The 13858-nt window shown below is 72.3% G+C and carries 14 protein-coding genes; 7 read left to right on the top strand and 7 right to left on the bottom strand.

Annotated elements, in window-relative coordinates; translation table 11 throughout:
* Nucleotides 1–150: 150 nt before the first annotated feature.
* Complete coding sequence (locus AB0C20_RS12790; RefSeq protein ID WP_357568000.1) at nt 151–522, bottom strand: DUF4267 domain-containing protein; 372 nt, start codon at nt 520–522, stop codon at nt 151–153.
* Between the two features lie 89 nt (nt 523–611).
* On the opposite strand from AB0C20_RS12790, the gene AB0C20_RS12785 reads away from it, so the two are divergent.
* Nucleotides 612–1187 carry a TetR/AcrR family transcriptional regulator gene (locus tag AB0C20_RS12785; protein ID WP_357567999.1) on the top strand — a complete coding sequence of 192 codons (576 nt, stop codon included), beginning with the start codon at nt 612–614 and terminating at the stop codon, nt 1185–1187.
* 109 nt (nt 1188–1296) lie between these two features.
* On the opposite strand, the gene AB0C20_RS12780 is transcribed toward AB0C20_RS12785, so the two are convergent.
* The gene (locus tag AB0C20_RS12780; RefSeq protein WP_091395299.1) at nt 1297–2976 is read right to left on the bottom strand and encodes a DNA repair helicase XPB; all 1680 of its coding nucleotides are present in this window, start codon (nt 2974–2976) and stop codon (nt 1297–1299) included.
* 171 nt (nt 2977–3147) lie between these two features.
* Here AB0C20_RS12780 and AB0C20_RS12775 point away from each other — a divergent pair, with 171 nt between their 5' ends.
* Nucleotides 3148–4026: a L,D-transpeptidase family protein gene (locus AB0C20_RS12775; protein WP_357567997.1), complete on the top strand. Its 879-nt coding sequence runs from the start codon at nt 3148–3150 to the stop codon at nt 4024–4026.
* Nucleotides 4027–4123: 97 nt separating this feature from the next.
* On the top strand, nt 4124–4360 hold the full coding sequence (locus tag AB0C20_RS12770; protein WP_091395293.1) for a hypothetical protein: 237 nt from the start codon (nt 4124–4126) through the stop codon (nt 4358–4360).
* A 30-nt stretch (nt 4361–4390) separates the two neighbouring features.
* On the opposite strand, the gene AB0C20_RS12765 is transcribed toward AB0C20_RS12770, so the two are convergent.
* Nucleotides 4391–6874 carry a helicase-associated domain-containing protein gene (locus AB0C20_RS12765; RefSeq protein ID WP_357189023.1) on the bottom strand — a complete coding sequence of 828 codons (2484 nt, stop codon included), beginning with the start codon at nt 6872–6874 and terminating at the stop codon, nt 4391–4393.
* A gap of 83 nt (nt 6875–6957) precedes the next feature.
* Here AB0C20_RS12765 and AB0C20_RS12760 point away from each other — a divergent pair, with 83 nt between their 5' ends.
* The gene (locus tag AB0C20_RS12760) at nt 6958–7581 is read left to right on the top strand and encodes an HAD hydrolase-like protein (RefSeq protein ID WP_357189026.1); all 624 of its coding nucleotides are present in this window, start codon (nt 6958–6960) and stop codon (nt 7579–7581) included.
* Nucleotides 7582–7608: 27 nt separating this feature from the next.
* Nucleotides 7609–7995, top strand: coding sequence for a cold shock domain-containing protein (locus AB0C20_RS12755; protein ID WP_196920747.1), 387 nt, complete (start codon nt 7609–7611; stop codon nt 7993–7995).
* Here AB0C20_RS12755 and AB0C20_RS12750 read toward each other — a convergent pair.
* Complete coding sequence (locus AB0C20_RS12750) at nt 7956–8804, bottom strand: 1,4-dihydroxy-6-naphthoate synthase (protein ID WP_357567996.1); 849 nt, start codon at nt 8802–8804, stop codon at nt 7956–7958. The two genes, AB0C20_RS12755 and AB0C20_RS12750, sit on opposite strands and share 40 nt — an antisense overlap.
* A gap of 630 nt (nt 8805–9434) precedes the next feature.
* Here AB0C20_RS12750 and AB0C20_RS12745 point away from each other — a divergent pair.
* Nucleotides 9435–10304: a helix-turn-helix transcriptional regulator gene (locus AB0C20_RS12745; protein WP_357567995.1), complete on the top strand. Its 870-nt coding sequence runs from the start codon at nt 9435–9437 to the stop codon at nt 10302–10304.
* Between the two features lie 43 nt (nt 10305–10347).
* On the opposite strand, the gene AB0C20_RS12740 is transcribed toward AB0C20_RS12745, so the two are convergent.
* Both AB0C20_RS12740 and AB0C20_RS12735 read right to left on the bottom strand, forming a co-directional pair.
* Nucleotides 10348–10998, bottom strand: coding sequence for a futalosine hydrolase (locus AB0C20_RS12740; RefSeq protein WP_357567994.1), 651 nt, complete (start codon nt 10996–10998; stop codon nt 10348–10350).
* The gene (locus AB0C20_RS12735) at nt 10995–12596 is read right to left on the bottom strand and encodes an MFS transporter (protein ID WP_238659646.1); all 1602 of its coding nucleotides are present in this window, start codon (nt 12594–12596) and stop codon (nt 10995–10997) included. The genes AB0C20_RS12740 and AB0C20_RS12735 overlap by 4 nt, the downstream gene beginning before the upstream one ends.
* Nucleotides 12597–12684: 88 nt before the next feature.
* Between AB0C20_RS12735 and AB0C20_RS12730 the strand changes: the two genes are divergently transcribed.
* Nucleotides 12685–13524, top strand: coding sequence for a DUF3027 domain-containing protein (locus AB0C20_RS12730; RefSeq protein ID WP_357189039.1), 840 nt, complete (start codon nt 12685–12687; stop codon nt 13522–13524).
* Nucleotides 13525–13559: 35 nt separating this feature from the next.
* Here the strand turns inward: AB0C20_RS12730 and AB0C20_RS12725 are convergent, their stop codons facing one another.
* A complete protein-coding gene (locus AB0C20_RS12725; RefSeq protein WP_091395273.1) occupies nt 13560–13805 on the bottom strand; it encodes a DUF2530 domain-containing protein in 246 nt (81 codons plus the stop codon).
* Between the last annotated feature and the right edge of the window lie 53 nt (nt 13806–13858).

The following is a 13858-nucleotide window of genomic DNA, read 5'->3' as shown; positions in this document are numbered from 1 at the left end:
CCGACCGAGACCCAGGGCAGGGTGGAGGCCTGGGCGCTGGACGGGCCGGTGAGTTCGACGGCGAGCTTCGGGTACTCCAGGATCTTCCAGGATCGATGACGCAAACCTCTTGATCAACACGGGTGGGGGCGCGGCCGGCGATCTTGGCAGCTACAGGGCGAACAGCAGGGCGGCGTCCAGGAGGACGACGAGGGCGGTGGCGAAGTGGATGCCGAAGGCGACAGCCTTCGTGCCGCCGTTCCGTAGCACGATGACGGTGTCGCCCAGCGGGACGAGCGCGACGATCAGCATGAACCACGCGACCGCGTCGGCGGTCGTGAAGGCGATCAGGGCGAGGCCGAGCAGCCCGAACGTGAGGTCCTTGAGCCCTTTGACAGTCAGGTAGGCGGGGTCGCCGTCCGGGCGGGCCGGCACGCCGTACCCGGCGGCTGCGGCCTGCGGCACCAGCAGGAAGCGCGCGCCGATGAAGGCGACGAAGAGGCTGAGTACGACGGCGAGCCCGTAGGCGAGGGGTGACAGCATGAGTTCGCTCCAATTCCTAGCACTGCTAGATATGAGAGCGACGCTAGCAGAGCACCGACAGGATCGCTAGCGGTGCTAGGGTTGCTGTCATGTCGACACAGGCGCGCCGGGAGCGTGAGCGGGCTGAACGGGAGCAGGCGATCATCACCGCGGCACGGGACCTGGCGTTGGCCGAAGGCTGGGACGCGGTAACCACCCGACGGCTCGCCGCCGAGATCGAGTACAGCCAGCCCGTCCTCTACAGCCACTTCAAGGGCAAGGACGCCATCATGGCGGCGGTAGCCGTCGAGGGCTTCGCCGAGTTGGCAACCGCGCTGGTCTCGGCCCGAGCCTCCGCCGCCGACCCCCGGCAGGCGGTCGCCGACGTGGCAGCCGCGTACGTCGCGTTCGCTCAGCAGCGGCCCGCGATCTACGACGCGATGTTCACCCTCGCCGTGGACCTGCCGTTCGCCAGCCAGGACGTGCCAACCGACCTGGCCCGGGGCTTCGCCGAGTTGGCCGAGACGGTGCGCCCGGTCGCCGAGGACGACGACCTGGAGACGGTCACCGAAACCTTCTGGGCCGGCCTGCACGGGCTGGTCACGCTGATGCGCAGCGGCCGGCTCCGCCGCGCCGACCACGACCGCCGGCTCGCGGTCCTGGTGGACCGCTTCTCCCCGCGCTGATCGACTCGGCTTTCAGGAAACCGGGGCATCAGAGCGCCCTGGACACCGCGACTTCCTGGAAACCGAGTCGATCAAGGCCGGGAAACCGAGCCGATCAAGGCGAAAAGGGTCAGTCGACGGTCGGTAGCTTCGGGCCGAGGACGTCGTCGGCGTCGACGATCGTGTACGCGTACCCCTGCTCGGCGAGGAAGCGTTGCCGGTGTGCCGCGTACTCGGTGTCGATCGTGTCCCGGGACACCACAGTGTAGAAGTGCGCCTGTCGACCGTCGGCCTTCGGCCGCAGCACCCGACCCAGCCGCTGGGCTTCCTCCTGGCGTGAGCCGAACGTGCCGGACACCTGGATCGCCACCGCAGCCTCGGGCAGGTCGATCGAGAAGTTGCCGACCTTCGAGATCACCAGGGTCCGCAACTCACCGGACCGGAACGCGTCGAAGAGCCGCTCCCGCTCCTTGTTCGTGGTCGAGCCCTGGATGATCGGCGCGTCGAGGTACTCGCCGAGCTGGTGCAGCTGGTCGATGTACGCGCCGATCACCAGCACCTGGTCGTCCGGGTGCCGGTCCACCAGCGCCTTGACCACTGGCAGCTTGGTGCGGGCGGTCGCCGCCATCCGGTAGCGCTCCTCGGCCTCCGCCGTCGCGTACGACATCCGCTCCGCGTCGGTCAGTGTCACCCGGACCTCGGTGCACTCGGCCGGGGCGATCCAGCCCTGCGACTCGATGTCCTTCCACGGCGCGTCGTACCGCTTGGGCCCGATCAGGCTGAACACGTCACCCTCGCGGCCGTCCTCGCGTACCAGAGTCGCGGTGAGGCCCAGCCGGCGGCGGGCCTGGAGGTCCGCTGTGAACCGGAAGATCGGCGCGGGCAGCAGGTGCACCTCGTCGTAGACGACCAGGCCCCAGTCGCGGGCCCCGAAGAGGTCAAGGTGGGTGAACGCGCCGCCGCGCCGCGAGGTGAGCACCTGGTACGTGGCGATGGTGACCGGGCGGATCTCCTTGCGCTCGCCGGAGTATTCGCCGATCTCCTCCTCGGTCAGCGAGGTGCGGGCGATCAGCTCCCGCTTCCACTGCCGGCCGGCGACCGTGTTGGTGACCAGGATCAGTGTGGTCGCCTTCGCCTCGGCCATCGCCGCCGCGCCGACCAGGGTCTTTCCGGCGCCGCAAGGCAGCACCACCACTCCCGACCCGCCGGCCCAGAACGCCTCCACGGCCTCCCGCTGGTACGAGCGCAGCGTCCACGGCTTGCGCCCGTCCTTGCCGGCCTCGGCCAGCTCGATCGGGTGCGCCTCACCGTCGACGTAACCGGCCAGGTCCTCCGCCGGCCAGCCCAGCTTGAGCAGCGCCTGCTTGAGCCGCCCACGCTCGGACGGGTGCACCCGGATGGTGTCGTCGTCGATCTTGTCGCCGAGCATCCCGGCGAGCTTCTTACTCTTGGCCACCTCGATCAGCACCAGCCGGTCCAGTGCGCGCAGCACCAGCCCGTACGCCGGGTCGTTGGCGAGCTGAAGCCGGCCGTACCGGTCCATCGTCTCGGCCACGTCCACCAGCAGCGCGTGCGGCACTGGGTAGCGGGAGTACTTGAGCAGCGAATCCACGACACCCTCGGCGTCGTGCCCCGCCGCGCGGGCGTTCCACAGACCCAGCGGCGTCAGCCGGTACGTGTGCACGTGCTCCGGCGAGCGTTCCAGCTCCGCGAACGGCGCGATCGCCATCCGGCAGGCCTGCGCGTCGGGGTGGTCGATCTCCAGCAGCAGGGTCTTGTCCGACTGCACGATCAGTGGTCCACCGCTCACGCCAGCGTCCTCTCCTCGGTTGGCCGACCGGCCGAACGGGTCGCTTACCCGCTGCTGGCCGACCATCCAGTGTTGCACGATGCGGGACGGCGGAAGAAAGATGCTCACCGGGCGCAACCGTGATGGCACTCACGAACGTCTAGTAAAGGGACGACTGTCTGGGGAGGGCCCATGAAGCATGTCCGGATCACTTCCCGGCTGGTCGCCCTCGTGGTGGTCGTGCTGGTCGGCGCGGGAGCGTGCGCGTTCGATCCGCAGTCCGGCGGGAGTGGTGGCGGGGGAGCCGCCCCAGCCGGTGCGGCGGAACAGGCAACGGGGGCGGGCGACACGCCCGAGCCCGACCAGCACGGCCGGCCCACGCCGGCCTCGCCCACCCCGAAACCCTCCCGGAAACCCACGCCCAAGCCGACCCGCCCGGCACCCACCACGACCCCCGGCACCGGTACGCCGACCGTCGCCGGTTGCCCCCAGGGGCAGCACCAGCGGGCGGTGGAGACCCACCTGGCCCGCTTGGGCGGGTTCGGGGCCGTGACAGTTGACGGTCGGCAGTCCGCCGCCGACTGCGCGGCGATCAAGAAGTTCCAGAAGAGGTACGGCATTCGCCCCGTCGAGGGTCGCGCCGGACCAACCACCCTCGACGTGGCCCAGCGCCTCGCCACCACCGACACGACCCGCTGCAAGGCCGGCACCGGCACCACGTTCTGCGTGGACCTGACCCGGCAGACCGTCTGGGCGCTCCGCGGCGGCAAGGTGATCATGGCACCGACGGTGACCCGCACCGGCATGTCCGGCTACCGCACCCCGGCCGGCACGTACGCCGTCAACTACCGCAACCCCAAGGAATGGTCCAACCCGTACGAGGTGTGGCTGCCCTACTGGCAGCACTTCACCCAGGGGATGGGCTTCCACGAGACCACCACCTACCTGCACGAGAAGTCGATCGGCTCGCACGGTTGCGTCAACCTGCTGCACGCCGACGCCGTCCGGATGTGGGAGCTCGGCAAGGTCGGCACCCGGGTGGTGCTGATCGGCCGGCGCCCCGGCACCTGAGTGACACGGAGCGAATCGCGGCGATAACCCCCTGTCCGACCAGACTTTCGAGTGTCACCCTTGGAGTCCAGGGCCGGACCGGGCGGGGAGGCTGGGCATGACGGTCGACCGTGACGTGATCGCGGAGCACGAGCACGCACCACCCGACGAGGTGTCCCGAGCGACGGTGATCGCGTACGCCGTCGCGGCGACGCTCCTCCTCGGGTGGTTCCTCTTCGGCTGGCTGGTGCTGCAGCAGGGCTTCGTCGACTCGGTCGGGGAATCCGCCGGCGCCGGCTTCGCGCTGCTGCTGATCATCTCGGTGGTCGGCACCGTACGCCGCAGCCGCCGCTGACCGACGGCGCCCGCGCGGTGGCGCCATCGATCAGTCCGCCACCACCGCCGCAGTGATCCGGTGCAGGGCGAACGTGTGCAGCATCTCGGTCCGTTCGTCCTCGGCCCGCAGATAGCCGGCACCGATCGAGACCGGCTTGAGCAGGCGTGACGCCGTCGCCCCGTGCGCGTCGACGTAACCCACCCAGACCAGCGCCTTGTCCCGGACCGCCTGCTGGAGCACCGCCAGGGCCTCGCTGTGGGTGTGCGCCGGCACCGGGCCGCCGCCCAACCCGGGCGCGCCGCCGCGCACCACCGCCGGCGCCCGTCGGGCGGCCCGCGCTGCCGCGTCGCCTCGCCGGATGTGCTCCACCACGCCGAGCAGCCGGGGCATGGGCAGCTTCGGGGCGGCCAGCGGGTCGATCGTCCGGGTGGTCACCGACACCCGGGGCGGGGCCCGCCGGATTCGCGGCCGGGCCAGCACCGTACTGCCGGTGCCGTCCTCCTGCACCGGGGCGTACCCCGCGTCGCGCAGCGCGCCCAGCAGCCGCCCAACCTGGTACTGCGTACACAGCACCGTCGGCGCGAGCCGGCGCAGCGCCAACGACTCCAGCCGCCGGTCGGCCAACACCTCGCTGATCAGCGTCTCGTCGTCGCTGCGCAGGTACGCCCCGGCCAGGCCGACCCGCAGCCCGCCGTGCTTACGGGCCACGTCGTCGATCAAGTAGGTGAGCCCCTGCGGCACCGGGGTACGTGACCGACGCCGGAACACGTCGTGCAGGTCGTCGGCCGTGTAGCCGGAATCCAGGGCCCGCCGCACACTCGCCGTGGTCACCCGGTGCACGCTGGCCCCGCCGGCCGACTCCAGCTCGGTCATCGCCTCCAACTCGACGGCGAGCGCCGGCTCGGGTGGGCCGGGCACCACCACTGTCAGGTCGGCCTGCACCAGGAAGTGGTCGACAGGTGCGGGCAGCAGGGCGTCCAGCGCCCGCGCGGCACTGGACGGGTCGCCGCTCTCGACGTCGGCGTGCACACCCAGCGGGTCGTCACCCCGCTCGTCGGTCGACGTCAGGTCCCCCAACAGCAGCCGACCGTACGAGGTGAGCGCCCCCAACCCCGTCACGCCCAGCTGTGCGGCCTCGGCCAGCACCTCCCGGTGGGCGGCGTCCCGGCCCCGGCTGCGACGCGGAGCCCGCCAGTCCAGCAGCTCCTGCACCTCCTCGGGGGTGGGCGCCGTCGCCGGCTCCAGATCGGCGAGTACGCCGAGCACCGCCCGTCGGGTGGCCGGCACGCTGGCCCGTTCCGCCTCGGCGGAGAGCGCGGTGATCGGCCGGTCCCGGTCGTCACGGCGGCCCACCAGCCCCACCTGCCGGGTCATGGTCAGCCACGCTCGGGCGAGCTGCTCCCACCGTTGGGCCAGCGAAGCGGCCCGCCACACCTCGTACCCGCCGGTCGGCAGCACCTGCTGATCCGCCCCGTACCGGCCGGTGGTAGCACCGGGCATCTCCAGCTCACCGAGGAGCCCCGCCGCGTACGCGACCTCCAGCAACAGCGCTGTGGTCGGTTCGTCCAGCCCGGCGGTACGCGCCAACCGGCGCAGGTCCCGTACACCGATGCCACCCGAACGCAGCACCGGCGCGGGCTCGTCGCCGAGCTGCTCCAGCAGCCCTTCGGTGTGCCGGACCACCTCCATGCTCTGCCCGGCCCCGGCCGAGTCGACCGCCTTCGGCTCGCGCGGCGTGGCGGCCACCGGCGGTGGGCTGGTACGCAGCGGCCCGAGGGGGCCGCTGTCGCGGCGCAGCAGCAGGCCGACCTCGCGGGGCAGCTCCACAGTTCCGCTGGCAGTGGACGAGCCGGTCGTCGCCGGGACCAGCAGTCGGTTGTCGACGAGCCACCGCACCGGGGAGCCGGTCGGCGCGCCCCCGTTTGTCGGGTCGGAGAGGACCGGGTCCGCCGCGCCGAGCGGCGGCGCCTGCAACGCCCCCGGCGGCACGCTGCCCACCGGCGGGCCGGCCGCCAACCGGTCCAGGATCGCCCGGGCCGAGGGCGGGGCGGCGAGCACCGTCCGTCGGAGCTTCGCCGGGTCCGCGCAGAGCGCCGCAGTGCGCGGGTCCAGCTCCGCGGCCGGTCGGCCGAGCCCAGCGGGGTACGGGGAGACTTCGTCCACGGCGGGCAGCACCTGGAGCGCGTGCTCCGGGCCGTACAGCAGGAAGAGCGCACGCAGTCGGCCCACGGCGGCCCGGACGGCCGTCGGAGCCGGCGGTTGCGGCCCCGAGGTCGCCATCGCGAGCACTGTGTCGGTGGCAGTGGTGGCGTCGTCCGGGCTCCGGGTGAGGCGGGCGGCGTCGAGGATCTGGAGGGTGAACTGGTCCAGACCGTCCAGCGCGCGGGCCACGGAGACCCGGGACTGGGCTCGGATGGCCAGGGCGGAGACGTCGGCCGGCACGGGCACGACGAGGTCGGGCCGCAGCTGGAGGAGCGCGGCCAGTGACTCGTCGGGCAGCGACCGCAGGTGGTCGGCGAGTGAGGTGGTCATCGTCTTTCCACGCTAGCCCGGCACCGGGCTTCCGCGCCCCTCGGACGTCCGGTCGACTGGGAGTAGCCGGTACGTTTCTCGACATGCCCGCACTGACCGTCGGATTCGACCTCGACATGACCCTGGTGGACTCCCGCCCCGGCATCGCCGCGGCGTACCGGGCGCTGACCGCGAGGACCGGTGTGCCGGTCGACGCCGAGTTGGCGGTGTCCCGGCTCGGGCCGCCGCTGCGTACCGAGATCGCGCACTGGTTCCCGCCGGAGCAGGTCGAGTCGGCCGTGCGGGTGTATCGCGAGCTGTACCCGGCGTACGCGATCACCCCGACGCTCCTGCTGCCCGGTGCGGGAGACGCCATCGAGGCGATCCGTACGCGGGGTGGCCGGGTGCTGGTCGTCACGTCCAAGATCGGCCGGCTGGCCCGGTTGCACCTGGACCACCTCGGTCTCGCTGTCGACGAGTTGGCCGGCGACCTGTTCGCCGAGCAGAAGGCGACCGCTCTGCGGGAGCACGGCGCGACCCACTACGTCGGTGATCATGTCGCGGACATGGTGGCGGCCGCAGCGGCCGGGGTGCCCGGCATCGGTGTGGCAACCGGTCCGTGCTCCGCCGATGAGCTGCGCGCGGCCGGGGCGGAAGTGGTGCTGGACGAGCTCACCGAATTCCCAGCGGCGCTCGACCGGATGATCCAGCTAGCCTTGGAGCAGTAGCGGCTCAAGTGAAGCAGGGGTTTTCAGGTGCCTACGGGTCGAGTGAAGTGGTACGACACGGCCAAGGGATACGGCTTCGTCACGAGTGACGAGGGCGGCGACGTGTTCCTGCCCAAGGGGGCGCTGCCGGCGGGTGTCACCGACCTCAAGGGTGGCCAGCGGGTCGACTTCAGCGTGGTGGACAGCCGCCGGGGCGCGCAGGCCATGGGGGTCAAGCTGCTGGACGCGCCGCCGTCGATGTCGGAGCTGCGCCGTCGGCCGGCCGAGGAACTGCACGGCCTGGTCGAAGACATGATCAAGGTGCTGGAGGCGAAGGTCCAGCCGGACCTCCGCCGAGGTCGGTACCCGGACAAGAAGGCCGCGCAGAAGATCGCTCAGCTGGTCCACGCGGTGGCCCGCGAGCTGGAGGTCTGAGGCACCAGGCCGGCGGTGGCGGCCCGGTCGAGCAGTGCCGCCACCGCGGCGAAACCGGCCTCACCCAGGTCTGCGGTGAACTCGTTGACGTAGAGGCCGATGTGCCGGTCGACCACGTCGAGCTCCATCTCCTGGGCGTGCGCCAGCACGTACTCTCGGCTGGCCGCCGGGTCCGCCCAGGCCTGCCGGACCGACTCGCGGACCCAGCCGGCCGCGGCCGCCGGGTCGACCGCCCCGCGTCGGGCCAGGATCGCGCCGAGGGGGATGGGCAGGCCGGTGTCGGCCTCCCACCATTCGCCGAGGTCGACAAGGGCGCTCAGGCCGTGCCGGTGGTAGGTGAACCGGGCCTCGTGGATGACCAGCCCAGCGTCGTAACGCCCAGCCGCCACGCCCGGCATGATCTCGTGGAACGGGACCACCTCGATCCGGGCCGGCGGTCGCCCGGCCGACCAGAGCCGGAACAACAGGTACGCGGTGGTCCGGTCGCCCGGCACCGCCACCGTGGCGCCGGTCAGGTCGGTGCGGTCCGGCCCGCCGTCACTGTCGCCCCGGGTGAGCACCAGCGGACCGCAGCCGCGACCGAGGGCGCCGCCGCAGGGCAGCAGGTGGTAGTCGTCGAGCAGCCAGGGCAGCGCCGCGAAGCTCACCTTCACCAGGTCGAACGCGCCCCGCTCGGCCGCCGTGTTGGTGACGTCCACGTCGGCATACGTCACCTCGACCGGCGGCGCGCCGGGCACCCGCCCGTGCACCAGCGCGTGGAAGACGAACGTGTCGTTGGGGCAGGGCGAGATCGCCAGGGAGAGCGCCACACCCTCACGGTAGCCCCGCCCTCCGCCCGGGCTCTGTGCCCACCCCACGACTGTGATCCGCGTCCGTGCCGCGCAGCCTTGATCTGCGGCTGTGATCTGCGGCTGTGATCTGCGGCTGTGATCTGCGGCGGGGCGGCCGTACGAGCTGCGGCGGACGGCGCCGGTTGGAACAACGCGTGGAATCGACTGGTCGAGCAGGGTGGGGCACCCATCCCGGTCTCCCTTTGGAGCTGATGTCGTAAACGAATCGCCGGGAGTCGCGACAATGGCCCGGCGCTGGAGCAAGGGTGCTAGCTCAGAGCCCAACCCCAGCCCCAACTCCCGGCCCCAACCCCCGGCCCCAACCCCCGGCCCCAACCCCCGGCACCGGCACCGGCCCCAGCCCCGGGCCCGGCTGCGGCCCCAGCCCCGGGCCCGACCCCAGCCCCGGCCCCAGCCCCGACCCCAGCCCCAGCCCCGGCCCGGCCCTGGTTGCCCGGGGCCCCGAGACGGTGGTGATGCCGCAAACGATTCAGCTCCAAAGGGGTCGAGGGAGTAGGTCATCCACCGGTCGGCGAGGTTGTCCACAGCGTTATCCACAGCTCGGCGCAGGGTGTTGATAGCTCGCTGACCAGCCGGGAACATCGGCCTGTGACCGAGGCGAGTGACCACACCGACGAGGCCGGCGGAGCCGATCTCGGGCAGGCGCTCCGCGCGCTGCGTCGGCGGGCCGATCTGAGTCAGCGGCAGTTGGCCGAGAAATCCGGGGTGCCGCAGCCGACGCTTGCCCGAATCGAGTCGGGGCGGGCGCTCGATCCCCGATTCCGGACAGTGGAACGCCTCGTCCAGGCGGCGGGTGGGACGTTGGCCGTTGGCGTCCCACCATCCATCTCCGGCGTCACCGAACTCACGCCGGTTCCGCACGACGACATGCGCGACGAGGCGGGCCGCCGATACCCGGCTCACCTGGACGTCTGGCCGGTCCACGAGCCTCGGGACTGGCCCGGTGCCTGGTGGGCGGAGTGGTACCGGTTGCCACCCGAGCGGTATCCGCTCCCGCTGCCACCGGCCGCGTACGAGCTGAACCGGCGCTATCGCGACAATCGGCGCTGGGCTGCCGAGGTCCGGCGGACTGCGCAGGTGCGTCGGGTGATCAGTAGCGACCTGCCGGCCACCTGCTGGCGATATGTTGCCGAGCTTCCCGACGGCAAGCTGGTTGGTGAGCTGCGGGCCCATGAGCGGAGCCCATTCCTGGAGTACGGAGAGTGGCATCCGCACCTGCCGGAGCGGGAGATGGTGCTCGACGGCGTGCTTGTCGACGCCCGGTACCGGCGGTTGGGGCTCGGGCGTCGGCTGGTCACCGCGCTGGTGACCGGGATGCGCGAGGCGGGCATCGACGACGCGGCGGCTATCGCCGAGGGATCCGGCACCGACCTGCTGCGCGCGTGCGGCTTCGAGGCCGAGGCACGCCGCCCCACCGCACTGCGCCTGGGCCACCCGGGCAAACGCTACTTCTCCTGACCGTCGTCCGTTCAGCGCAGCGCCGGGTCAGCGCAGCGCCGGGTCAGCGCAGCGCCGGGGCTGCCGCGGTCAGGGCGGCCAGGGCTTCGCGCAGCCGCCAGGCGTCCCGGTCGCGGGGGCCGATCGGGTTGGAGATGGTGCGCAGTTCGGCGAAGGGAACCCCGGCCTGCGCTGCGGCGACCGCCACGCCGTACCCCTCCATGGCTTCGGCGACCGCTTCCGGATGCCTCCGGCGCAGCTCGTCGGTGCTGGCCGTGGTGCCGGTGACGGTGCTGACAGTGAGCACCGGGCCGGCCGTGGCCGTCGGCAGGGCCGCTCGCAGTGCCGCCAGCAGACCCGGGTCCGTCGGAACCCTGCTACCCGCACCGAGGAGCGCGGGCGACATGCCCAACTCGTCGACCGGTATGAAGCCGTCGGGCGACTCGGCGCCCAGGTCGGCGGCGATGCTGGCGGTGCCTAGCACCGTGTCGCCGACCTCGGCCCGCCCGGTGAAGCCGCCGGCCACGCCGGCGCTGACGACAGCACGGTACGGGCGGCCGGCGGCCTCGGCCAGCGCCAGCAGCCGGGCGGTGGCGGCACCGGCGACGGCCGGACCCACACCGATCGGGGTGACCGTCACGGTGGGGTCGGTCAGCCCGGCGCGGACCGCGTCCGCCTCGGCAGGAACCGCAGTCACCACCAGCAGACCGGTCACGAGAGTGAGCCGGGGGACTCGCGGCGGGTTTCGTCGTCGGCCCCGCCACCCGGGCCGCCAACTGCCGACGACGGGCGGTAGATGTGGTAGCCCGGCGGGGCGAGGCTCGGGTCGTCGTACTGCGGTGAGCTGGTCTGGGCCGGCGCCGGTGAGGTCGGTGTGGGGTCCCCGGGCTCGTCCGCCGGCTCGTCCTCGGTCAGTTCGTCGTCACCGAGCGGTCGGCCGGCAAGCTTCTCGCCGCGCAGCCGGGCCGCGGCCAGCACACCCCGGATCGCGGCCAGTACGCCGACCCCGGCGGCCACGGCGATGCCCATCCTGCCATCGAACGGCACCAGCCCGAGCCCGCCGCCGGCGACGAAGGCGAGCATCAGCACCGTCTCCGAGTGGGCGAAGGAACTGGCCCGTAACCGTTCCGGGATGCGCTCCTGGATCGAGGCGTCCACGGCCAGCTTCGCTATCCCGCTGGCCAGCGCGGCGACCAGGCAGAGCAGGGCGACCATCAGCAGCGAGAACTGGATGACGGCGAGCACCGCCACCCCGGCCACGATGATCATGCTGCTGGACTGGATGGCGGTCGGCCGGTGGATGCGCAGTCGGGTGCCGATGGCGGTGGCCAGGAAGGTGCCGACCGCGAGCGCGCCGCCGACCACGCCCAACGCCCACTCGGCGCCCAGATCCCGGCCGAACACGACTGTGGTCAGGTCGCCCTTCTTGATCGCGAAGGCGAGGAAGAGCAGCAGGAAGCCGTAGAGCGCGCGTAGTGTCGCCGCGCCGATCAGGGTGGCGATCACCAGCCGGCCGGACGGTCGGCCCCGGCCCAACGGCCGGTCGCCACGGCGGCGGCCCAGCGCGCGCAGGGGCCGGGGGACCCGCTCCGGTGGCTCCGAGTCGGCCTTCGGCGGCAGCCGCAGCGAGATCACCATGCCGACCAGGAAGATCAGCGATGCGACCCGTAGCGGCCACTGCGGCCCGAACCAGAACGCGGCCAACCCGATCGGTGCCACCAGCGCACCCGCGACGGTGCCGTAGACGCTGGCCCGGGCACCTACCTGGGACAGGCCGAGCCCTTCCGGCAGCAATCGGGGCACCGCCGCGGAGCGGGCCACGCCGTACGCCCGGGAGAGCGCGAGCACCCCGAACGCGGCCGGGTAGAGCCCGAAGCCGTGGATGTAGTCGGAGATCAACCAGGCCAGGAAGGCGCGGCCGAGCATCGTCGCGGCCAGGGCGTACCGCCGGCCGTGCCGGAAGTGGTCCAGCAGCGGGCCCACCACCGGGGCGAGCATCGCGAACGGCACCATGGTCACCAGCAGGTAGAGCGCGACCTTGCTGCGGGCCTCGCCGAGGGGCACGTTGAAGAAGATCGTGCCGGCCAGACCGATGGCGATCAGGGTGTCACCGGCGCAGGAGAGCGCGTGCAGGTCGAACAGGCGAACCATGCCGACCTCGCCGCCGGCACCCCGGGCGCGGGCCCGACCGGCTCGGCGGGTCACCCAGCGGCCGCTGCCCACCGAACCACGCAACAGCAGACGGATGGCGCGAATGCCGGTGCCGACGGTCCGCCCGAGGACGGAACGCCCGGAGCGGGAGTACGACGGCATGCGCACCATCCTCGCCCATCTGATCCGGGTACGCCGCACCACCGCTGGGAAAGGTTCCCCGGGAGTCCCTGTCACCCCTGCGAGGCGCATGGGGAACAATGGTCTGGTGACCAGGCCCGCCTCCACCCGTGCCGCCCGTCTCGACCAGGTCTGCGCCGCCGCCGTCGAGGTGGCCCGCGCTGGCATCACCGAGGTGGACGCCGACGATGTCGGCGACCACCTGCAGGTCGTTGCCGAGGGCGATCGGCTGGTCACCCACTACTTCGAATGTCGCCTCGCCGGCTACAACGGCTGGCGCTGGGCGGTCACCGTCACCCGGGTGCCGCGCAGCAAGACGGTGACCATCTGCGAGACGGTGTTGCTGCCCGGCCCGGACGCACTGCTCGCGCCCGGCTGGCTGCCCTGGCAGGAGCGGCTCAAGCCGGGCGACCTGGGGCCGGGTGACCTGCTCCCGACCTCGCCCGACGACGATCGACTGGTCCCCGGTTACCTGCTCTCCGACGACCCGGCGGTCGAGGAGACGGCCTGGGAGTTGGGCCTCGGGCGGGCCCGCGTGCTCTCCCGGGAGGGCCGCATCGACACGGCGCAGCGCTGGTACGAAGGTGACCACGGCCCCGCCGCGGCCATCTCGTCCGCCGCTCCGTCCGCCGCCCGCTGCGGCACCTGCGGGTTCTACCTGCCGCTGGCCGGTGCGATGCGGCAGGCATTCGGGGCGTGCGGCAACTTCTACGCCCCCGACGACGGGCGGGTGGTGAGCGCCGACCACGGTTGCGGCGCCCACTCCGAGACGTTGATCGAGGCGGCCGAGACCGCCGTCGACGAGCTGCCCACTGTGTACGACGACAGCGCGGTGGAGGCCATGTCGGTCAGCCGGGCTCCGGGCTCGGTGGAGGCCGCTGAGCCGGCGGAGCCGTACGGCCACTCCTGATCGTCCGCGCCGGAGTGCGTCCGGGCGCGGCCAGCTCACCTCGCCCGGCGGCGTCGTCTGTTGGCGTCGTGCCGCATCATCACGGCGAGGCCCGGGAAACCCCACAGGAAACCGGCGAGGCAGGTCCAGAGCCAGTTCTGGTGACCGTGGTCGGTCAGCCAGCCCCGGAAGAAGATCAGCAGGACCAGCCCGGCCACCGCCCACGCGATCAACCCGGCGAGGGCGAACGGCACCATCGGCGGATCCAGTGGTGCGGGCCGCGGTGGCTGCTCGTTCGGCATTCGGCAAGCGTACGGGATCTACTTCCCCTGCCCACCGACGATCTGGGACGATG

This window comes from Micromonospora sp. NPDC048843 (genome assembly GCF_040649965.1).
GTDB classification, from domain to species: domain Bacteria; phylum Actinomycetota; class Actinomycetes; order Mycobacteriales; family Micromonosporaceae; genus Micromonospora; species Micromonospora hortensis.
The sequence above is the reverse complement of the archived record's forward strand: the minus strand, read 5'-3'. Positions and strand labels throughout refer to the sequence as shown.